The organism is Variovorax paradoxus (assembly GCF_030815855.1).
Taxonomy (GTDB): Bacteria; Pseudomonadota; Gammaproteobacteria; order Burkholderiales; family Burkholderiaceae_C; genus Variovorax; species Variovorax paradoxus_M.
Genome location: NZ_JAUSXG010000001.1, coordinates 2,231,238 through 2,252,414, shown reverse-complemented (window position 1 = coordinate 2,252,414; position 21,177 = coordinate 2,231,238). Strand labels below are relative to the sequence as shown.

Below are 21,177 nucleotides of genomic sequence, written 5' to 3'. Positions count from 1 at the left end.
AAACGGCCCGCGGGCCGTTTTTTTATGGGGCTGCCGCAACAGCCTTCAGGCGATGATCAACCCACCCAGCGGCGGGCGTTGCGCCAGATCTGCATCCATGGGCTCAGCTCGCTCTTGTCGCCCGGCGTCCAGCTCATCTGGATGTTGCGGAACACGCGCTCGGGGTGCGGCATCACGGCGGTGAAGCGGCCGTCGGGCGTGGTCACCGAGGTCAGGCCGCCGGCACTGCCGTTCGGATTGAACGGGTACTGCTCAGTGGCCCTGCCGTGGTTGTCGACGAAGCGCATTGCCGCGATGGCCTTGGCCGCGTCGCCGCGGTGCTTGAAGTTGGCATACCCCTCCCCGTGCGCCACCGCGATCGGCAGGCGGCTGCCGGCCATGCCCGCAAAGAAGAGGCTTGGCGATTCGAGCACTTCGACCATCGACAGGCGCGCCTCGAAACGTTCGCTCTGGTTGGTGGTGAAACGCGGCCAGGCCTCGGCACCCGGAACGATGTCGGCCAGTTCGGCGAACATCTGGCAGCCGTTGCATACGCCCAGGCCGAAGGTGTCCTGGCGGCCGAAGAAGGCCTTGAACTGCTCGGCGAGCTTCGGGTTGAAGGTGATGCTGCGCGCCCAGCCGATGCCGGCGCCCAGTGTGTCGCCGTAGCTGAAGCCGCCGCAGGCGACCACGCCCTTGAAGTTGGCGAGGTCCGCCCTGCCCGTCTGCAGGTCGGTCATATGGACGTCGTAGGCCTCGAAGCCGGCTTCGGTAAAAGCGTAGGCCATCTCGACGTGCGAGTTGACGCCTTGTTCGCGCAGGATGGCGACCTTGGGGCGGTTCTGAAGGATGGCGGGGGCGTTGAGGCTGCGGCCCTCACCCCTGCCCTCTCCCGGAGGGAGAGGGAGAAATACGTGCATGCCGGGGTCTGAAGGTTCACCGGCCGCAGCGTGCTCGGCATCGGCGCAGGCCGGGTTGTCGCGCTCGCGGGCGATCTTCCAGCTGACCGAGTCCCACACCTGGTGCAGGTCGTGCAAGCTTGCGCTGAACACCGACTTGGCATCGCGCCAGACTTCGAGTTTGCCCTTGCCGGCATCCATGGTCGAGCTTGCGGGCCGCGTCTTGCCGACGAAATGGCTGTGTGCGCTGAGGCCGTGGGCGCGCAGCACCTGCATCACCTCGTTGCGCTCGGCCGTGCGCACCTGCAGCACCATGCCGAGCTCTTCGTTGAACAGCGCCTTGAGCGTGAGCTCCTCGCGCCGCGCGCTGACCTGCTGCGCCCAATTCTTGGCGTCGCCCGTTTCCATGCGGCTGTCGGAGATGCCGTCGCCTTCGGTGACCAGCATATCGACATTGAGCGCCACGCCGACATGGCCAGCAAAGGCCATTTCGCAGGCGGTGGCGAACAGGCCGCCGTCACTGCGGTCGTGCATCGCGAGGATCTTGCCGTCGGCGCGCAGCGCGTTCACGGCATGGACCAGCGCCACGAGCTGCGCCGGGTCGTCGAGGTCGGGCACCGTATCACCGCTCTGGTTGAGCGTCTGCGCCAGGATGCTGCCGGCCATGCGGTGCTGGCTGTGGCCCAGGTCGACGAGCACGAGCGTGGTGTCGGGTTCTTCTGCATCGAGCTGCGGCGTGAGCGTGCCGCGCACATCGGCGAGCGAAGCGAAAGCAGTGACGATCAGGCTGACGGGCGACGTGACCTTCTTGGCTTCGCCACCGTCTTTCCACTGGGTGCGCATCGACAGCGAATCCTTCCCGACCGGGATCGACACGCCCAGCGCCGGGCACAGCTCCAGGCCCACGGCCTTCACGGTTTCGTACAGCGCAGCGTCTTCGCCGGGCTCGCCGCAAGCGGCCATCCAGTTGGCCGAGAGCTTCACGCGCGAGAGTTCGATCGGTGCGGCCAGCAGATTGGTGATGGCCTCGGCCACGGCCATGCGGCCCGAGGCCGGTGCGTCGAGCGCGGCAAGCGGCGTGCGCTCGCCCATGCTCATGGCTTCACCGGCGAAGCCCTTGTAGTCGGCCAGCGTGACAGCGCAATCGGCCACCGGCACCTGCCACGGGCCGACCATCTGGTCGCGGTGGCTCAGGCCGCCCACGGTGCGGTCGCCGATGGTGATCAGGAAGCGCTTGGACGCCACGGTCGGGTGCGCGAGCACCTCGATGGCGGCCTTCTGCAAATCGACGCCGGTAAGGTCGAGCGGCTTGAAGCTGCGCGCGACGGTCTTCACGTCGCGGTGCATCTTGGGCGGCTTGCCGAGCAGCACGTCCATCGGCATGTCGACCGGCTGCACGGCCGCGCCTTCGTCGGCCACCAGCAGCTGGCGCTCTTCGGTCGCCACGCCCACCACCGAGAACGGGCAGCGCTCGCGCTCGCAGAAGGCCTTGAACTGTTCGAGCGATTCCGGCGCGATCGCCAGCACATAGCGCTCCTGGCTTTCGTTGCACCAGATTTCCTTCGGCGCCATGCCCGACTCTTCGAGCGGCACGGCGCGCAGGTCGAAGCGCGCGCCACGGCCGGCGTCGTTGGTCAGTTCGGGGAAGGCATTGCTCAGCCCGCCCGCGCCCACGTCGTGGATCGCGAGGATCGGGTTGGCCGCGCCCTGCTGCCAGCAGTGGTTGATGACCTCCTGCGCCCGGCGTTCGATCTCGGGGTTGCCGCGCTGCACCGAGTCGAAGTCGAGTTCGGCCGCGTTCGCACCGGTCGCCATCGAACTCGCGGCGCTGCCGCCCATGCCGATGCGCATGCCGGGGCCGCCGAGCTGAATCAGCAGCGAGCCGGCCGGGAAAAGGATTTTCTTGGTCTGGGTGGCGTCGATGCTGCCGAGGCCGCCCGCGATCATGATGGGCTTGTGGTAGCCGCGCTGCACGGTGTCGAGGTCGCTCGATACGGTTTGCTCGTATTCGCGGAAATAGCCCAGCAGGTTGGGCCGGCCGAATTCGTTGTTGAACGCAGCGCCGCCCAGCGGGCCCTCGGTCATGATCTGCAGCGGGCTCGCGATGTGCTCGGGCTTGCCGTAGTGGCCCTCTTCCGGCCAGAGCTTGGAGACGGTGAAGCCCGTCAGGCCCGCCTTGGGCTTGGAGCCGCGGCCGGTGGCGCCTTCGTCGCGGATCTCGCCGCCCGCGCCGGTCGAGGCGCCGGGGAACGGCGAAATGGCGGTCGGGTGGTTGTGCGTCTCCACCTTCATCAGCACGTGGCTCAGGGCGCTATCTTTTTGATAGCTCTGCGAATCCGAGGCCGCGACGAAGCGCTCGATGGTCGCGCCTTCCATCACCGAGGCGTTGTCCGCGTAGGCGATGACCGTGTGCTGCGGGTTCTGCTTCTCAGTGTGGCGAATCATCGAGAACAGGCTTTGGGGCTGCGCCTTGCCGTCGATGGTGAACTGGGCGTTGAAGATCTTGTGGCGGCAGTGCTCGCTGTTGGCCTGCGCGAACATCATGAGTTCGACGTCGCTGGGGTTGCGGCCCAGGCGGGTGAAGGCCTCGACCAGGTAGTCGATCTCGTCCTCGGCCAGCGCCAGGCCGAAGCCGGTGTTGGCGGCCACCAGCGCCTCGCGGCCGCCGGCCTGCACGTCGACCTGCGCCATCGCCTGGGCCGGCAGTTCGCTGAACAGGCTGGCCGCCTGCTCGACGGTGGCCAGCACCGATTCGGTCATGCGGTCGTGCAGCGGGCCGGCCACGGCGGCGAGCGTGTCACCTTCGAGCACGGGCGCCTTGCCGATCAGCGGGGCCTTGAGCTTCAGGTGGTATTGCGTGACGCGCTCGACCCGGCGCAGCGCCAAGCCGCAGTTGTGGGCGATGTCGGTCGCCTTGGAAGCCCAGGGCGACACGGTGCCCAGGCGGGGTGTGACGACCACCGAGGCGCCCCCCTTGGCCAGTGCCTCGAAGGGCTCGCCATAGGTCAGCAAGGCGGCAAAACGCTCGTGGTCGGCCGGGCTCAGGGCTGCGTCGGTGACCACCAGGTGCACGAAACGCGCGGCGATGCCCTCGATGCGCGGCTCGATGGCCTGCAGCTTGGGCAGCAGCTGCCGCGCGCGGAAGTCGCTGAGCGCGCTGCCGCCCTCGAAAAAGGTTACGACGGGAAGGGCTTGAGATGCAGGCTGCGTCACGGTCGATGGGCCTCGGGGGCCGCGTTGGAAATCAAGAAATCGAGGGCGGATGGTCGCTGACTGGGGCCATCCGCGTTAACCCGGAATTTTAGGCCAATGCAGGGCCGCCCCGAGTTCGCCATTCCACAAGGAGGCGGCAGGGACACGAAGTGCGCCGCACCGGGGCAGGTTCATCTGCTGGATGGGATAATTCCGGGATGAGCATTACCTACAAAGACGCGGCAGGCATCGAAGCCATGCGCGTCGCCTGCCGTCTGGCCTCCGAGGTGCTGGACTACCTCACGCCCTTCATCAAGCCGGGCATCACCACGAACGACGTCGACCGGCTGGCCGCCGAGTACATGGTCAAGCAGGGCACCACCTCGGCCACCGTGGGCTACATGGGCGCCAGCAGCGTGCCCTTTCCGAAGTCGCTCTGCACCTCGGTGAACCACGTGGTCTGCCACGGCATTCCCAATGACAAGCCCTTGAAAAAGGGCGACATCATGAACGTCGACGTGACCGTCGTCAAAGACGGCTGGTTCGGCGACAACAGCCGCATGTACATCATCGGCGATGCCTCCATTGCGGCCAAGCGCCTGTGCAGCGTCACCTTCGAAGCCATGTGGCACGGCATTCTGCAGGTGCGCCCGGGGGCCCACCTGGGCGACATCGGCCATGCCATCCAGAAATTCGCCGAGGGCCAGGGCTATTCGATCGTGCGCGAGTTTTGCGGCCATGGCGTGGGCCAGCGCTTTCACGAAGAACCGCAGGTGCTGCACTACGGCCGCCCGGGCACGCTGGAAGAACTCAAGCCCGGCATGATCTTCACCATCGAGCCGATGATCAACGCCGGCAAGCGCGAGGTGAAGGAAGACTTCAAGGGCGGCCAGTACGACGGCTGGACCATCGTCACCCGCGACCATTCGCTCTCGGCGCAATGGGAGCACACGGTGCTGGTCACCGAAACGGGCTACGAAGTGCTCACGCTGTCGGAAGGCAGCCCGCCCCTGCCCTCGTTCGTCACCTCCACGAAAACGTGAGCCGCGCGAGCGGCGCACGGCCCCGGACAAAGCCGTGATCGAACCCGCCAAGATCGATGTCGCCACGCTGCGCGAAGCCTATCGCGCAAAGAAGCTCGCGCTGTTCGACACCCTGCGGCTTGCACGCGCGCCCACGCGCAGCGTGCACACGGTGCTGCGCCAGCTGTCGGCGCTGGCCGACCAGACGCTGTGCGCGCTGTGGCGCGAAGCCGATTTCGGCGATTCGCTCGCGCTGGCGGCCGTGGGCGGCTTCGGCCGCGGCGAGCTGTTTCCGTATTCCGACGTCGACGTGCTGTTGCTGCTGCCGCCCGAAGGCCACGCCAGCGAAATCGACCCGGCTCGCATCGAGGCCTTCATCGGCCACTGCTGGGACGCGGGCCTTGAAATCGGCTCCAGCGTGCGCACGGTCGAGGAGTGCCTGGCCGAAGCCGAGAAGGACGTGACCGTCCAGACATCGCTGCTCGAATCGCGGTTGATCACCGGCAACAAGAAGCTCTTCGTGGCTTTTCGCCGCCGCTTTGCCCGGGCCATCGATCCGCAGGCTTTCTTCATGGCCAAGTCGCAGGAAATGCGGCACCGCCACCAGAAGTACGACAACACCCCCTACGCGCTCGAACCCAATTGCAAGGAGTCGCCGGGCGGCCTGCGCGACCTGCAGACCATTCTCTGGATGACCAAGGCGGCCGGATTCGGCAGCCGCTGGGACGACCTTGCCAAGAACGGCCTGGCCACTTCTTTCGAGGCGCAGCAGATCAAGCGCAACGAGGCCCTGCTCTCGCTGATCCGCGCGCGGCTGCACGTGATTGCCAACCGGCGCGAAGACCGCCTGGTGTTCGACCTGCAGACCGCCGTGGCCGCGAGCTTCGGCTACGAGAGCGAGTCCCAGCGCAAGTCGAGCGAGGCGCTGATGCGGCGCTACTACTGGGCGGCCAAGGCGGTGTCCCAGTTGAATCAGATCTTGCTGCTCAACATCGCGGAGCGCCTGCAGCCGATGGACGAGCAACACACGCCCGTCAACGAGCGCTTCTACGAGCGCGCGGGGCTGATCGAGATTGCGAGCGACGACCTCTACGAGCGCGAGCCGCACGCCATTCTCGAGACCTTCCTGCTCTACCAGAAGACCATCGGCGTGAAGGGCCTGTCGGCGCGCACGCTGCGCGCGCTCTACAACGCGCGCCACGTGATGGACAGCAAGTTCCGCAACGATCCGGTCAATCACGAGACCTTCATGCGCATCCTGCTGCAGCCCTACGGCATCACGCATGCCTTCCGGCTGATGAACCAGACCTCGGTGCTGGGGCGCTACCTGCGGGTGTTCCGCAGCATCGTGGGCCAGATGCAGCACGATCTGTTCCACGTGTACACGGTGGACCAGCACATCTTGATGGTGCTGCGCAACGTGCGGCGCTTCTTCATCGCCGAGCATGCGCATGAATACCCGTTCTGCTCGCAGCTTGCGGCCGGCTGGGACAAGCCCTGGATTCTCTACGTGGCGGCGCTGTTCCACGACATTGCCAAAGGCCGCGGCGGCGACCACTCCACGCTCGGCGCACGCGACGTGCAGCGCTTCTGCAAGCAGCACGGCATCGCGCGCGAAGACTCCAAGCTGATCGAATTCCTCGTGGCCGAACACCTGGTGATGAGCCAGGTGGCGCAAAAGCAAGACCTGAGCGATCCCGAGGTGATCGGCGCCTTCGCCAAGCGCGTGGGCAACGAGCGCTACCTCACCGCCCTTTATCTGCTGACCATCGCCGACATCCGCGGCACCTCGCCGCGCGTCTGGAATGCCTGGAAGGGCAAGCTGCTCGAAGACCTGTACCGCTACACCCTGCGCGCGCTCGGTGGCCGCATGCCCGACCCGGACGCCGAGGTCGAATCGCGCAAGCGCGAGGCACTGGTGCAGCTCGCGTTGCACGCGCAGCGCTTCGAAGCGCACAAGGCGCTGTGGGACACGCTCGATGTCGGCTACTTCATGCGCCACGACGCGGCCGAGATCGCGTGGCATGCCAAGCAGCTCTCGCGCTTCGTGCCGCCATCCAACGTACCCGTCGACCCCAAGGCGCCGCCCATCGTGCGGGCGCGTCTTTCGCCGGTGGGCGAAGGGCTGCAGGTGGTGGTCTACACGCCGGACCAGCCCGACCTGTTCGCGCGCATCTGCGGCTATTTCGACCAGTCGTCGTTCAGCATCCTTGACGCAAAAGTACACACCACGAGCAACGGCTACGGGCTCGACACCTTCCAGGTTGTAACTACTTTCCTGCCCGACCACTACCGCGATCTCATCAGCATGGTCGAGTCCGGCCTTGGACAAACGCTGACCGAAGCCGGCCCTCTGCCTCCACCCAGCGTGGGACGGGTGTCGCGCCGCGTGCGCAGCTTCCCGATCAAGCCGCGCATCAGCCTGTTGCCCGACGACAAGGCGCAGCGCTGGCTGCTCAACATCTCGGCCAGCGACCGTGCGGGGCTGCTGTATTCGGTAGCACGCGTGCTCGCACGGCATCACCTGAATCTGCAACTCGCCAAGGTCACGACCCTGGGCGAGCGCGTGGAAGACACGTTCCTGATCAGCGGCCCTGAGCTGCAAGGGCAGAAGACGCAGCTGGCCATCGAGACCGAACTGATGGACGCTCTGGCCTCCTGAGGCGCTTTCCGCTTGTTTCGTTCGCAGGCGCATCCTGCGGCATGATGTTGCCGACTTGATTCAACTCGATCGGCAACACTCGACATGAGCCAAAAGACCCATCCTCTCGCGGGCCAGCCCGCACCGCTGGACCTCCTCGTCAACGTCCCGCGCCTCATCTCGGCCTACTACACGGGCCGGCCCGATCCGTCGGTGCCCGCCCAGCGCGTGGCCTTCGGAACATCGGGGCACCGCGGCTCCTCGTTCGACGACGCGTTCAACGAATGGCATGTGCTGGCCATCAGCCAAGCGATTGCCGACTACCGCAAGCAAAAAGGCATCGACGGTCCGCTCTTCCTGGGCATCGATACGCATGCGCTCTCCACGCCCGCATTCAACAGCGCGGTCGAAGTGCTGGCCGCCAACGGCGTCGAGCTGATGCTGTCGAAGGACGACGAGTACACGCCGACGCCTGCCGTCTCGCATGCCATCCTGGTCTACAACCGCGGCCGCACCACGGGGCTGGCCGACGGCATCGTGATCACGCCTTCGCACAATCCGCCCGAAAGCGGCGGCTTCAAGTACAACCCGCCCAACGGCGGCCCGGCGGGCACCGACATCACCTCCGCGGTCGAGGCTGCGGCCAACAAGATGCTGGCAAACGGGCTCGAAGGCGTGAAGCGCATGCCGCTCGCGCAGGCGCTGCGCGCTTCGACCACGCACCGGCACGACTACCTCAACACCTACATCGAAGATCTGGCCCAAGTCCTCGACATGGATGCCATCCGCGGCGTGGAGATCGACCTCGGTGTCGACCCGTTGGGTGGCGCCGGCGTGCACTACTGGCCAGCCATCGCCGAGCGGTACAAGCTCAAGCGCCTCACCGTGCTGAACCAGGAGGTCGACCCGACCTTCCGCTTCATGTCTCTCGACTGGGACGGCCGCATCCGCATGGACCCGTCGTCGCCCGACGCGATGCACCAGCTGATCGCGCTGAGAGACCGCTTCGGCATCGCCTTTGCCTGCGACACCGACCACGACCGCCATGGCGTGGTCGCACGCAGTTCGGGCCTGATGCAGCCGAACAGCTACCTCGCGGTGATGATCGACTACCTCTACACGCACCGGCCGCAATGGCCGGCGCAGGCGGCCGTGGGCAAGACAGTGGTGAGCAGCCAGATGATCGACCGCGTCACGGCCCAGCTCAGCCGCAAGCTGTACGAGGTGCCGGTGGGCTTCAAGTGGTTTGTCGATGGCCTCGTCGACGGATCGCTCGGCTTCGGCGGCGAAGAAAGCGCAGGCGCGGCCTTCCTGCGGCTGGACGGCTCGGCATGGACCACGGACAAGGACGGCATGGTGCCCGCGCTGCTCTCGGCCGAGATCGCCGCACGCACCGGGCGCGACCCGGGCGAGCGCTATGCGGAATTGACGCAGGCGCTGGGACTGCCGGTGTCCGACCGCGTGGATGCGGCAGCAACAGTCGAGCAGAAGAAGAAGCTGTCGAACCTGTCGCCGCAGCAGGTCAGCTCGACCGAACTGGCGGGCGACAAGATCGAGGCCGTGCTGAGCCATGCACCGGGAAACGGCGCAGCCATCGGCGGTGTGAAGGTCGTCACCACCAACGGCTGGTTCGCCGCACGGCCCTCGGGCACCGAGAACATCTACAAGATCTACGGCGAGAGCTTCAAGGGTGCGGAGCACCTGGGGCGCATCCTCGAAGAGGCGCAGCAGCTGGTGGACAAGGCGCTGACGGCGAGCTGATCGAAACCGGGGGGCGGCCGATTCAGCGTGCACCCTCTCCCAGCCGCCGCTCCAGCCACACGCTGTAGCGCGAGAGCCCGAAGCACAGCACCCAGTACACCGCCGCGATGAAGAGGTAGCCCTCGAGATAGAACGGCCGCCAGGTCGGATCGCCGCCTAGCGCCAGGCCCAGAGCGCCCGTCAACTCGAACAGCCCGACCACCGTGACCAGCGAAGTGTCCTTGAGCGTACCGACCACGCTGTTGGTCAGCGCCGGCACCACGAGCCGCAACGCCTGCGGCAGCACGATGTCGCGCTGCACGGGCCAGCGCCCGAAGCCCAGCGCCATCGCCACCTCGGTCTGCCCGCGCGGAACGGCCTGCAGGCCGCCGCGGATGATCTCGGCCAGGTACGCCGCAACGAACAACGCGAGTCCCGCGAGCACGCGCACCAGCACGTCGGGTTGCCAGCCCGCCGGCCACAGCAGCGGCAGCAGGAAAGAGGCCATGAACAGCACCGAGATCAGCGGCACGCCGCGCACCAGTTCGATGTAGCTTGCGCTGAGCGTGCGGACCACCGGCCAGCCCGAGCGGCGGCCGAGTGCGAGCAGCAGCGCGAGCGGAAACGCCAGCGCCAGGCCCACCACCGCCAAGCCGATGGTGAGCGGCAAGCCGCCCCAGCGGCTGGTCGGCACATGGCTGAGCCCGGCGACGCCGCCGCGCATCAGCAGCACGAACAACAGCAGCGCCGCGATCCAGAGCGGCACCAGCCACCAGCGCCAGCTGCGCGGCCAGGCGCTCAGCACCGTGACGGCAGACAGCACGACCACCGCAATGGCCGGACGCCATTGCTCTTCATAGGGGAAGCGGCCGAACAGCATCGGCCGCCACTTCTCGGCCACCACGCCCCAGCAGGCGCCGTGCTGCACCGCGCGGCAGGCTTCGGCATCGGGCCGGAACACCGCATGCAGCACGCCCCAGTCGACAACATGGAAACCGCCCCACGCGAGCAGCACGAGCAACAGTACCGTGGCAAGCACCCGCAGCGGCGAACCCCAGAGTTCGCTGCGCCACGCAATGGGCCCTTGGGCGACGTTTCTCATCGCCACCCCCGGAGCGCAACGCGCGCGTTGTAGCGGTTCATGCCGAAGGAGATCAAGAGCGACAGCAGCAGGTACACCGCCATGATGATCGCGATGCATTCGAAGGCGCGGCCGTTCGAGCCGATGGTGGTGTTGGCCACCGACACCAGTTCCGGGTAGCCCACGGCCACCGCGAGCGATGAATTCTTGACGAGGCTCAGCAACTGGTTGGTGAGCGAAGGCACGATCACCCGCAGCGCCTGCGGCAGGATCACGATGCGCAATTGCTGTACCGAGGTCAACCCCAGCGCCTGCCCGGCCAGCACCTGCCCCTGTGACACCGAGAGGATGCCGGCCCGCACGATCTCGGCGACGAACGCCGCCGAATAGAAAGACAGGCCCGCGACGATGGTCACGTACTCGGGGCTCAGCGCCGCGCCGCCGCTCACGCCGAAGTCGCCCTTCTCGGGCCATTCGAAGTGCGTGGGCCACCAGCCGCCCTCAACCGAAACCGGCCAGGGCACGCTCAGCCCGCCCTTGCTGAGCCACACGCCCGGCAGCAGCCGCACGGGTTCGGTCGGATCGGGCAGCAGGTTGGCAATGGCAAAGGCCAGCATCAACAACTGCACGAGCAGCGGCACGTTACGCAGCAATTCGACATACGCCGTGCAGATGCCGCGCAGCAGCACATGCGGCGCGAGCCGGCCAATGCCGATCAGGGTGCCGAGCACGACCGAGAAGATGGCGGCGGGCACCGAGGCGCGCACCGTGTTGACCAAGCCCGCGAGGAAGGCGCGCCAGAACGGCTGGCTGGCGTCGAAATCGATCCAGCCTTCGCTGATGGAGAAGCCCGCGGGCTCGGTCAGAAAGTCGAAGCCCGACCGAACGCCGCGTGAGCGCAGGACTTCGAGCGCATGGTTCACCACCCAGGCGGCGCCGGCCAGAACGGCCAGCACCAGCAGCGCCTGGACGACCCAGGCCAGCCAGGCGCCGCGGCGCGAGGCTTCCCGGCTCATCGAACCGGTGGTGCGTAGATCAGGCCGCCCTTGTTCCAGAGGTTGTTCGAGCCGCGCGGCAGCTTGAGCACCGATTTCGGCCCGACGTTGCGCTCGAACATCTCGCCGTAGTTGCCCACGGCCTTGATGGCGCGGAACGACCACTCCTTGTCGAGGCCCAGCAGCTTGCCCAGGTCTTCGCCGGTGCCGACCAGGCGCTGTTGCGCCGGGTCCTTGCTGTTGGCCTTGAGCTCGTCAGCGTTGGCTTGGGTGACACCGAACTCCTCGGCCTCGATGAGCGCATTGGGCACCCACTTGGCAATGGCAAACCATTCGTCGTCGCCGCGGCGCACCAGCGGTGCGAGCGGCTCCTTGGAGATCAACTCGGGCAGGATGACGTAGTCGTCTGGGTTGGGTGCTTCCTTGTTGCGCAGGCCCGCAAGCGCCGAAGCGTCGGTGGTGAAAGCCTGGCACCGGCCCGAGAAGAAGGCCTTGAACGAGGCTTCGAAGCTTTCGAACACCACCGTCTTGACCGGAATGTTCTGCGCACGGAAGTAGTCGGACACGTTCTTTTCGTTGGTGGTGCCCGACTGCGTGCAGATGGTCGCGTTCTTGAGCTGCTTGGCGCTCGTCACCTTGAGCTTCTTCGGCACCAGGAAACCTTGGCCGTCGTAGTAGGTGATGGTGGTGAAGTTGAAGCCCAGCGAGGCGTCGCGCGTCAGCGTCCAGGTGGTGTTGCGCGCGAGGATGTCGATTTCGCCGGCCTGCAGGGCCGAGAAACGCTGCTGCGAATTGAGCGGCACGAAGTCGACTTTTTTCGCGTCGCCCAGCACGGCGGCCGCAATGGCGCGGCAGGTGTCGACGTCCAGGCCCGACCAGTTGCCCTGCGTATCGGGTGCGGAAAAGCCGGCCACGCCGTTCGTCACGCCGCATTTCACGGTGCCGCGCTGCTTGACGGCATCCAGCGTTTTGCCGGCGATGGCCGGAGCGGCGGCCGCAAAAGCGACAACGGATGCGGCAACGGCCAGCGCGGGGCGGAATCGGTTCTTCATTGGTGTGTTCTCCTCAACAACAAGCAAAAGGCAGTGTACGGGGCGGCGCGCCACTCTGCCAAAGAACGGACGGTGGAATGCATATGCCTGATCGGCCCAGGTCCGGGCTTTTCTTGTCCACGGCACATTCACTAACATATGGCCCTTCAATCACTTTCACCAGGAATCTGTTCATGACCAAATCCGATGACACCGGCAAGCTCGTTCTGCGCGTTGCGCTCGGCATCCTCATCCTTTTGCACGGCATCGCGAAGGTCGGCAAGGGGGTCGATGGCATCGGCGGCATGTTGGCATCCCATGGCTTGCCGGCCGCCATGGCATACCTGGTCTACGTCGGCGAGATCCTCGCTCCCGTGCTGCTGATCGTCGGGCTGCTCACGCGTCCGGCCGCGCTGATCGTTGCGCTCAACATGGTGGTGGCGATCTGGCTCGTGCACCAGAAAGATCTGGGCGGGCTCAATGGCCAAGGCGGCTGGGCGCTGGAACTGCAGGGCATGTTCCTGTTCTCGGCGATTGCAATCGCGCTCTTCGGCGGCGGCCGCTTCGGCCTCGGCGGCAAATACAACTGAAGAAAGCATGCGGCCGGTGACGAACCGGCCGTTCTTACTTTTCAGTCGTCGTCGTTGGCATCGAGCCCTGGAAACAGGACGTCGGTGTAGCCGAAGCGTGAGAAATCGCGCACCCGCATCGGGTAAAGCTTGCCCAGCAGGTGATCGACTTCGTGCTGCACCACGCGCGCATGAAAGCCGCTCGCCGTGCGGTCGATCGGGTCGCCGTACGGGTCGAAGCCGGTATAGCGGATGCTAGAGAAGCGCGGCACCACGCCGCGCAGTCCCGGCACCGACAGGCACCCTTCCCAACCCTCTTCTTCCTCGTCGCCGATCGGGGTGATGACGGGATTCAGCAGCACGGTGCGCGGCACGGGCGGCGCGTCGGGGTAGCGGGGGTTGACGGCATCGGTGCCGAAGATGACGAGCTGCTGGTCGACGCCGATCTGCGGCGCGGCCAGACCGGCCCCGTTGACCGCAAGCATCGTCTCGAACATGTCGCGCACCAGCAGGTGCAGTTCGTCGGTGTCAAAGGCGGCCACCGGCTGCGCGATGCGCAGCAACCGGGGGTCGCCCATTTTCAGGATTTCGCGAATGGCCATGGCGGGATTATCGCGACAGCCGAGTGGTGCTGTTCGCCTCCGGCCCACACCGCGATCACCAGCGATCAGGGAGGCGTTTGCGAGGGTGACTTGGAGTCGGGCGACGTGTAGAGCCGTTGGCGAGCGGTCGGTGGCGGCGTGCGGTACTGCGGCAAGGGCGACACGCCCGTGTTCCCGGTCGGCGGCACGATCGCGCCGCCACCTGATGGCCGCCCACCGCCCCAGCCCGGACGCACGGGCGCCACCGGGTAACCGGGGCGCACCGCCGGATAACCCGGCCGCCCGTAGTAGGGCCGGTCACCGTAATAAGGCCGACCACCGTAGTAGGGACGGCGCCCTTCGTAGTAGCCGCCGCCCTCGATGTAGACGGGCGCTGGCTGAACGACCACCGGGTTGTCGTAATACGGCTGAGAGTAGCCCCCGCTGTAGTAGGGGTCGCCAGGAACAGCCACGCAGCCGCCGAGCAGCGCGAAGCCGCCGATGGCGACGCAGGTACCGAGAACACGAATTTTCTGCATAAGGGACTCCTTGTCAGCCTTCTGTCTTCAACGTCAGCTTGTAGTCCCTGTTGACTGCGCTGGTGTGAAGTGGCGTAACTGGCGGTAAGAACGCTGCGTTTTCACTCTTCAGCCGGCACTCCGCTGGCGAGTATCTCCAGCATACCCGCCTCGTCGATCACGCTCACGCCGATCTCGCGCGCCTTCTCGAGCTTGCTGCCGGCTTCCTCGCCCGCAACCAGGTAGCTCGTCTTCTTGCTGACCGAGCCGGCCACCTTGGCGCCAGCTGCTTCCAGTTTGTCCTTTGCTTCGTCCCTGCTCAGCGTAGGAAGGGTGCCGGTGATCACGAAGGTCAGCCCCGCCAGAGGCTTGGGCGCCCGAGCGGCGGGCTCGCCCTCCTCCCAGGTCAGCCCGCAGGCTCGCAACTGCTCGACCACTTCGCGGTTGTGCGGCTGGTCGAAGAAGGTGCGCAGGCTTTGCGCGACCACGGGGCCGACGTCGTTGACCTCGAGCAGTTGCTCTTCGGTCGCATCCATGATCGCGTCGAGCTTGCCGAAGTGCTTGGCCAGGTCTTTTGCGGTGCTTTCGCCCACATGCCGGATGCCAAGCCCGAACAGGAAGCGCGGCAGCGTGGTTTTCTTCGACGCTTCGAGCGCATCGACGAGGTTCTTGGCCGACTTCTCGGCCATGCGGTCCAGGCCCGCCAAGGTGGTGAAGCCGAGCTTGTAGAGGTCGGGCAAGGTGCGGATCAGATTCGCATCGACCAATTGCTCGACCAGCTTGTCGCCCAGGCCGTCGACTTCGACCGCGCGCCGCGCTGCAAAGTGCAGGATGGCTTCCTTGCGCTGCGCCGCGCAGAACAGCCCGCCGGTGCAGCGGTAGTCCACCTCGTCTTCTTCGCGCAGCGCTTCCGATCCGCAGACGGGACACTGGCGTGGCATGGTGAACAGCGGCCCGCGCTCGGTGTCGGGCTTGGCCAGGCTCTCGGGCACCACGCCGACCACTTCGGGAATCACGTCGCCGGCGCGGCGCACGATGACCTTGTCGCCCACGCGCACATCCTTGCGGCGGGCTTCGTCTTCGTTGTGCAGCGTGGCGTTGGTCACGGTGACGCCGCCGACAAACACCGGCGCAAGCTTGGCCACCGGCGTGAGCTTGCCGGTGCGGCCCACCTGCACCTCGATGCCGAGCACCTCGGTGAATTGCTCCTGCGCAGGGTACTTGTGCGCCACCGCCCAGCGCGGCTCGCGCGAAACGAAACCGAGCTGCCGCTGCAACTCGATGCTGTCGACCTTGTAGACCACGCCGTCGATGTCGTAGGGCAAGGCGTCGCGCTGGCGACCGATGTTCTCGTGGAAAGCGATCAACTCGATCGCGCCCTTTGCGCGCGCAGTTTGCGTGGCAACCGGAAATCCCCACGCGTGGAACTGCTGCAGCCAATCGAACTGGGTCGGAAAGTCGGGTCCGCCTTCGCTCGCCGGCGTGACCTCGCCGAGGCCGTAGGCAAAAAAGCTCAGCGGGCGCGCCGCGGCAATCGCCGGGTCGAGTTGGCGCACCGCGCCGGCCGCTGCATTGCGCGGGTTGACGAACACCTTCTCGTTCTTCTGGCCGGCCGCGATCTTCTCGCGCTGGCGCTCGTTGAGTGCGTCGAAGTCTGCCCGCTTCATGTAGACCTCGCCGCGCACTTCGACCACGGGCGGCGCCTTGCCTTTGAGCCGCAGCGGAATATCGCGCACCGTGCGGATGTTCTGCGTGACCTCTTCCCCCACCTCACCGTCGCCGCGCGTGGCGGCCTGCACCAGCACGCCGTTCTCGTAGCGCAGATTCATGGCCAAGCCGTCGAACTTGAGCTCGCAGACGTACTCGACTTGCGGCCCGTCTTCGGCCAGGCCGAGCTCCTTGCGCACGCGCGCGTCGAAGGCGCTGGCGCCGCCGGGCGTGATGTCGGTCTCGGTGCGGATCGACAGCATCGGCACCTTGTGGCGCACCTTGACGAAGCCGTCGAGCACTTTGCCGCCCACGCGCTGCGTGGGTGAATCGGGCGTGCGGAGATCGGGGAACTCGGCCTCTATGGCCTGCAGCCGCTGAAACAGCTTGTCGTACTCGGCGTCAGGCAGCTCCGGCGCGTCGAGCACGTAATAGAGATGGGAGTGCTTGTGGAGCAGTTCGCTCAGTGCGGCGGCTTCGCGTGCCGCTTCGTCGCGCGTTGTCATGGTGTCTCCCGAAGAAATCGGACTAGCTGAAGAGGCGACGCGCCAGCGGCGAACCGGCGGCCAGGTCGCGCGATTCGAGCGTGTCGTAGAGCTGCTCGAGGTCGGCGCCGATCACATCCATGGTTTCTTCGCGCAGCAGCTGTCCGTCGCTGTCGGTCACCACGCCGTCCATCTCGCGCGCCAGCGTGGCGGCGGCTTCGCGCATGCGGCTGAACGGCTGCTCGGCGCGATCGACCTGCGGCACGTCCAGGCTCAGGCTGAGTTCACGGATGGCCGATTGCGCGGGATCGTCGGCCAGCGCCGCCTGGGTGTCGAACGAGAGCCCGAGGATCGGCGGCAGTCCCGCTTCGCTGGTCGGCAGCACCATGCGGCCCGGAATGATGCCGGCCACGAAGCCCAGCCGGGCCGCGTTCTGCTGCACGTAGCCGGGGCTCCAGGCCGCGTGCAGCGCGCGCAGCACAAAGCCCAGCTGGGCATCGTGCGCGCTGGCGAACTGGTCGAGTTCGCGGGCGCGCGCCACTTCGTCGAGCATCTCGGGAAATTCGAGCGCGCCGTTGACGGCATCCGCAAAAGCCTGCGCCTTCACGACGAACTCGGAATACTCGATCTCGTTGAGCGCGCCGGTGCGGTTGGCCAGTTGCACGCCCACCTGGAACGCGCTGTAGCGCTGGCCCGGCACAGGCGGCTCCCACTGGCCGGTGTGCTCGTTCAAGCCTTCGATGGCCACGGGCTTGCTGCCCGCGCGGCGGGTCGACGGCATGGCCGCAATCGCCGCGTCGCCCGAGGCCAGCCCGTCCAGCGAGACCGGTGCAATCACGTCGATGAGCGGATCGAGCCCGCCGCGCCGTTCGGCGGTCGGCAATGGACTGGCGCCGGGCGCCGGCAGATCGGGATCGAACAGGGGCTCGTGGCGTTCATGGCCCGGCGCCGTCTGATGCGGGTCGACGTGCAGCATCGGCTCCGCACCGTCGGCCAAGGAAGACGGCGAACGGTCGGCATTCGAAAAATCGCCGCCGGCCGCATCGGGCTGCCGCGGCGCATTGCGGCGCGAGGTGACGGTGTTGTAGGCCACGACGGCCGCGAGAACGAGGCCGCCGAGGATGGCCAGGGCGAGAGTGAGATTGCTCATGCGCTGCTCGGCTTACGCAGCTTCGACCATGGAGGCGGCCGCTTCCATGTCGACCGCGACGATGCGCGAGACGCCCTGCTCCTGCATGGTGACGCCGATCAGCTGTTCGGCCATTTCCATGGCGATCTTGTTGTGGCTGATGAAGAGGAACTGGGTTTCGCGGCTCATGGCGGTCACGAGTTTGGCATAGCGTTCGGTGTTGGCGTCGTCCAGCGGCGCGTCGACCTCGTCGAGCAGACAGAAAGGCGCAGGGTTGAGCTGGAAGATCGCGAACACCAGCGCGATGGCGGTGAGCGCCTTCTCGCCGCCCGAAAGCAGGTGAATGGTCTGGTTCTTCTTGCCGGGCGGTTGCGCCAGCACCTGCACGCCCGCGTCGAGGATTTCGTCGCCCGTCATCACGAGCCGCGCATTGCCGCCACCGAAGAGCTCGGGGAACATGCGGCTGAAGTGCTCGTTGACGATCTTGAACGTGCCGCCAAGAAGTTCGCGCGTTTCGCCGTCGATCTTGCGGATGGCATCTTCGAGCGTGCCGATGGCCTCGTTCAGGTCGGCCGACTGCGCATCGAGAAAAGTCTTGCGCTCGCTGGCGATGGCGAGTTCGTCGAGCGCGGCCAGATTGACGGCGCCCAGTGCGACCACTTCGCGGTTCAGGCGGTCGATTTCGCTTTGCAGGCCCGTGAGGCGCACCTTGTCGGTTTCGATCGACTGGGCAATGGCCTCGAGGTCGGCACCGGCATCGTCGAGCAGCTGCTGGTACTGCTCGACGCCCAAGCGTGCGGCCTGTTCCTTGAGCTGGAATTCGGTGATGCGCTGGCGCAGCGGATCGAGCTCGCGCTCGAGCTGCAAGCGGCGCTCGTCGCTGGCGCGCAGCTTCAGCGTGAGGTCGTCGTATTGGCTGCGCGCCGCGCCCAGGGCGGTTTCGCGTTCGAGCTTGAGTGCCAATGCATCCTGCAGCCCGGCTTGGGCTGCGGCATCGGACAAGCGGCCAAGCTCGGTTCTGGCGCGCTCGTCTTCGTCGGTCAACGCCACCACCTGCTGCGACGCGGTTTCGATGGCCCGGTTCAACTCGCCGCGACGGGCTTCGAGCGTGCGCTGCGAGAACGTGGCTTCCTGCGCCTGCCGCTCGAGGCTGCGGTGCTGCTCGCGGCTGGCGGTCAATGCACGGCCGGCCTCGATCACGCGTTCGTCGAGCTGCGCGTGGCGCTCCTGGCTGTCGGCAAGCTGCATGTCGAGCTCTTCGAAGCGGCCTTCGGCGGCCATGCGCTTTTCCTGCAGTTCCTCGAGCTGCGCATCGACCTCGGCCAGGTCGCCGGCCAATTGCTCGCTGCGCGCGCGGGTCTGCTCGGCCAACTGCGTCATGCGCAGCGTTTCGACCTGCAATTCATGCGCGCGGGATTGCGTCTCCGCCGCTTCGCGGCGTGCCGCCACAAGGCGCTGCGCGGCGTCGGCGTAGGCCGCCTCGGCACGGACCAGCGCGGTGCGCGCTTCTTCGCTGATGAGCGTCTGGGCGCGCAATTGGCGCTCGAGGTTTTCCATTTCCTGCTGGCGCGCCAACAGGCCGGCCTGCTCGGAATCGGGGGCGTAGAAATTCACGCTGTGCGAGAACACGGCATGGCCGCTCTGCACGTAGATGACTTCGCCCGGCTTCAGTGTTGCGCGCTGCGCAAGGGCTTCTTCGAAACTCTGGGCCGTGTAGCAGCCGTGGAGCCAATCGGTCAGCAGGGCTTGCAAGCCCGCATCGTTCAGGCGCAGCAGGCTCGACAGGCGGGGCAGCGTGCCGGTGTCTTGCGAAACCCCGGCCGCAGGCGGGCTGTAGAACGCCAGCTTGGCAGGCGGCGCGTCGTTGCCGAAGGCGCGCACCATGTCGAGCCGGCTGACTTCGAGCGCCCCCAGGCGCTCGCGCAGCGCCGATTCGAGCGCGTTTTCCCAGCCCTGCTCGATATGAATGCGGCTCCACAGGCCCTGCATGCCTTCGAGGCCGTGCTTGGCGAGCCAGGGCGCGAGCTTGCCGTCGGTCTTGACCTTTTCCTGCAAGGCGCGCAGCGCTTCGAGCCGCGCCGAAAGCTCGGCGTGCCGGGCGCTCTCGGTATTGACGGCCTGCTGCTTTGTCCGGCGGTCGTCGTCGAGCTGCGGCACCGATTCCTGCAGTTCGTGCAGGCGGGCGTCGGCTTCGCTGGCGGCGTCCTGAGCGGCCGCATGCTCTTCCTGCATCGACTGCAGTCGCGCTTCGTCGGGTGCGGCCAGCGCGTTCTGATCGGCACGCAGGCGTTCGCCGCGCTGCGTGAGCTGCCGGCTCTGGTCTTCGATGTTGCGCTGGTCGGCGGCCAGCACCTGGATCTGCTGCTGAATCTGCACCACGGCGGCCCGCTGCGCATTGGCTTCGTCCTGGGCGCGCTGCTGCGCTTCTTCCAGTTCGGGCATGCGCGCGTCGTGCTCTTCGAGTTGCGCGGCCAGCATGACGGCCTGCTCTTCGGCATCGACGCCCTGGCCGGCCAGGGTTTCGATTTCTGCCTCGGCTTCTTCGCGGCGGCGGCCCCATTGGCCCATCTGCTCGCGCAATTGAACGAGCCGCTGCTCCACGCGCTGGCGTCCTTCGACCACGAAACGGATCTCGCCTTCGAGCCGGCCGACCTCGGCGCTGGCTTCGTAGAGCTTGCCCTGGGCCTGGTTGACCTGGTCGCCGGCCGCGTAGTGGGCTTGCCGCACGGTTTCGAGTTCGGCTTCGATGTGGCGCAGGTCGGCCGTGCGCGACTCGAGGTCGTTGATCGCCTTTTCGGAGTCGGTCTTGATCTTGGCCTGGTCGGCGTCGCTTTCGCTGCGCTTCAGGAACCACAGCTGGTGCTGCTTCTTCGTCGCGTCGCCCTGCAGCGTGTTGTAGCGCGCGGCCACCTCGGCCTGCTTCTCGAGCTTTTCGAGGTTCGCGTTCAGTTCGCGAAGAATGTCTTCGACGCGCGTGAGGTTCTCCCGCGTGTCGCCCAAGCGGTTCTCGGTTTCGCGCCGGCGCTCCTTGTACTTCGAGACGCCCGCCGCCTCTTCGAGGAACAAGCGCAGTTCCTCGGGCTTGGATTCGATGATCCGGCTGATCGTGCCCTGCCCGATGATGGCGTAGGCGCGCGGTCCGAGGCCCGTGCCCAGGAACACGTCCTGCACGTCGCGGCGGCGCACCGGCTGGTTGTTGATGTAGTAGCTGCTGGTGCCGTCGCGCGTGAGCACGCGCCGCACGGCAATTTCGCCGAACTGGTTCCACTGGCCGCCCGCGCGGTGGTCGGCGTTGTCGAACACCAGTTCCACGCTCGAACGGCTGGCCTGCTTGCGCGTGGTCGTGCCGTTGAAGATCACGTCCTGCATCGACTCGCCGCGCAGCTCCGACGCGCGCGATTCGCCCAGCACCCAGCGCACCGCATCCATGATGTTCGACTTGCCACAACCGTTGGGCCCGACAACGCCGACCAGTTGGCCGGGCAGCAGGAAGTTGGTCGGTTCGGCGAACGACTTGAAGCCTGAAAGCTTGATGGAATTGAGACGCACGACTTGTCGGCCTGCCTTGGCATAGCGCCAAGGTATTGATTTGTAAGGAAAATTGCACG

13 protein-coding genes are annotated in these 21,177 nt (G+C 66.5%); 4 read left to right on the top strand and 9 right to left on the bottom strand.

What is annotated here, in order from left to right; all coding sequences use genetic code 11:
- Positions 1 to 56: 56 nt before the first annotated feature.
- Complete coding sequence (gene purL, locus QFZ42_RS10525) at positions 57 to 4,091, bottom strand: phosphoribosylformylglycinamidine synthase (RefSeq protein WP_307700899.1); 4,035 nt, start codon at positions 4,089 to 4,091, stop codon at positions 57 to 59.
- 197 nt (positions 4,092 to 4,288) lie between these two features.
- On the opposite strand from purL, the gene map reads away from it, so the two are divergent.
- From map to pgm, 3 genes are all read left to right on the top strand, one after another.
- Positions 4,289 to 5,113 carry a type I methionyl aminopeptidase gene (gene map, locus QFZ42_RS10520; protein WP_307700898.1) on the top strand — a complete coding sequence of 275 codons (825 nt, stop codon included), beginning with the start codon at positions 4,289 to 4,291 and terminating at the stop codon, positions 5,111 to 5,113.
- A gap of 34 nt (positions 5,114 to 5,147) precedes the next feature.
- Positions 5,148 to 7,754 (top strand): [protein-PII] uridylyltransferase, encoded by a 2,607-nt coding sequence (locus QFZ42_RS10515; protein WP_307700897.1) that lies wholly within the window; start codon positions 5,148 to 5,150, stop codon positions 7,752 to 7,754.
- Between the two features lie 84 nt (positions 7,755 to 7,838).
- Positions 7,839 to 9,494, top strand: a complete 1,656-nt coding sequence (pgm, locus tag QFZ42_RS10510; protein WP_307700896.1) for a phosphoglucomutase (alpha-D-glucose-1,6-bisphosphate-dependent) — start codon at positions 7,839 to 7,841, stop codon at positions 9,492 to 9,494.
- A 22-nt stretch (positions 9,495 to 9,516) separates the two neighbouring features.
- Here pgm and QFZ42_RS10505 read toward each other — a convergent pair whose 3' ends face one another.
- From QFZ42_RS10505 to QFZ42_RS10495, 3 genes are read right to left on the bottom strand one after another with little or no spacing between them, the layout of a single operon-like run.
- Positions 9,517 to 10,575 carry an amino acid ABC transporter permease gene (locus QFZ42_RS10505; protein WP_307700895.1) on the bottom strand — a complete coding sequence of 353 codons (1,059 nt, stop codon included), beginning with the start codon at positions 10,573 to 10,575 and terminating at the stop codon, positions 9,517 to 9,519.
- The gene (locus QFZ42_RS10500) at positions 10,572 to 11,570 is read right to left on the bottom strand and encodes an amino acid ABC transporter permease (protein WP_307700894.1); all 999 of its coding nucleotides are present in this window, start codon (positions 11,568 to 11,570) and stop codon (positions 10,572 to 10,574) included. The genes QFZ42_RS10505 and QFZ42_RS10500 overlap by 4 nt, the downstream gene beginning before the upstream one ends.
- Positions 11,567 to 12,601: an amino acid ABC transporter substrate-binding protein gene (locus tag QFZ42_RS10495; protein ID WP_307700893.1), complete on the bottom strand. Its 1,035-nt coding sequence runs from the start codon at positions 12,599 to 12,601 to the stop codon at positions 11,567 to 11,569. The genes QFZ42_RS10500 and QFZ42_RS10495 overlap by 4 nt, the downstream gene beginning before the upstream one ends.
- A gap of 173 nt (positions 12,602 to 12,774) precedes the next feature.
- On the opposite strand from QFZ42_RS10495, the gene QFZ42_RS10490 reads away from it, so the two are divergent.
- Positions 12,775 to 13,170 (top strand): DoxX family protein, encoded by a 396-nt coding sequence (locus QFZ42_RS10490; protein WP_307700892.1) that lies wholly within the window; start codon positions 12,775 to 12,777, stop codon positions 13,168 to 13,170.
- Between the two features lie 41 nt (positions 13,171 to 13,211).
- Here QFZ42_RS10490 and def read toward each other — a convergent pair whose 3' ends face one another.
- The 5 genes from def to smc all read right to left on the bottom strand — a co-directional run bounded on the left by def (position 13,212) and on the right by smc (position 21,118).
- On the bottom strand, positions 13,212 to 13,751 hold the full coding sequence (gene def, locus QFZ42_RS10485) for a peptide deformylase (protein WP_307700891.1): 540 nt from the start codon (positions 13,749 to 13,751) through the stop codon (positions 13,212 to 13,214).
- 65 nt (positions 13,752 to 13,816) lie between these two features.
- Positions 13,817 to 14,269 (bottom strand): hypothetical protein, encoded by a 453-nt coding sequence (locus QFZ42_RS10480; protein ID WP_307700890.1) that lies wholly within the window; start codon positions 14,267 to 14,269, stop codon positions 13,817 to 13,819.
- A 101-nt stretch (positions 14,270 to 14,370) separates the two neighbouring features.
- On the bottom strand, positions 14,371 to 16,461 hold the full coding sequence (gene ligA, locus QFZ42_RS10475; protein WP_307700889.1) for an NAD-dependent DNA ligase LigA: 2,091 nt from the start codon (positions 16,459 to 16,461) through the stop codon (positions 14,371 to 14,373).
- 22 nt (positions 16,462 to 16,483) lie between these two features.
- A complete protein-coding gene (locus tag QFZ42_RS10470; RefSeq protein WP_307700888.1) occupies positions 16,484 to 17,590 on the bottom strand; it encodes a cell division protein ZipA C-terminal FtsZ-binding domain-containing protein in 1,107 nt (368 codons plus the stop codon).
- A gap of 12 nt (positions 17,591 to 17,602) precedes the next feature.
- On the bottom strand, positions 17,603 to 21,118 hold the full coding sequence (gene smc, locus QFZ42_RS10465) for a chromosome segregation protein SMC (RefSeq protein WP_307700887.1): 3,516 nt from the start codon (positions 21,116 to 21,118) through the stop codon (positions 17,603 to 17,605).
- Positions 21,119 to 21,177: the final 59 nt, after the last annotated feature.

Coding starts and splice junctions, on each gene's coding strand:
- map (WP_307700898.1), top strand. CDS start 4,289: ATGAGCATTACCTACAAAGACGCGGCAGGCATCGAAGCCATGCGCGTC.
- pgm (WP_307700896.1), top strand. CDS start 7,839: ATGAGCCAAAAGACCCATCCTCTCGCGGGCCAGCCCGCACCGCTGGAC.
- QFZ42_RS10505 (WP_307700895.1), bottom strand. CDS start 10,575: ATGAGAAACGTCGCCCAAGGGCCCATTGCGTGGCGCAGCGAACTCTGG.
- QFZ42_RS10500 (WP_307700894.1), bottom strand. CDS start 11,570: ATGAGCCGGGAAGCCTCGCGCCGCGGCGCCTGGCTGGCCTGGGTCGTC.
- QFZ42_RS10495 (WP_307700893.1), bottom strand. CDS start 12,601: ATGAAGAACCGATTCCGCCCCGCGCTGGCCGTTGCCGCATCCGTTGTC.
- QFZ42_RS10490 (WP_307700892.1), top strand. CDS start 12,775: ATGACCAAATCCGATGACACCGGCAAGCTCGTTCTGCGCGTTGCGCTC.
- def (WP_307700891.1), bottom strand. CDS start 13,751: ATGGCCATTCGCGAAATCCTGAAAATGGGCGACCCCCGGTTGCTGCGC.
- QFZ42_RS10480 (WP_307700890.1), bottom strand. CDS start 14,269: ATGCAGAAAATTCGTGTTCTCGGTACCTGCGTCGCCATCGGCGGCTTC.
- ligA (WP_307700889.1), bottom strand. CDS start 16,461: ATGACAACGCGCGACGAAGCGGCACGCGAAGCCGCCGCACTGAGCGAA.
- QFZ42_RS10470 (WP_307700888.1), bottom strand. CDS start 17,590: ATGAGCAATCTCACTCTCGCCCTGGCCATCCTCGGCGGCCTCGTTCTC.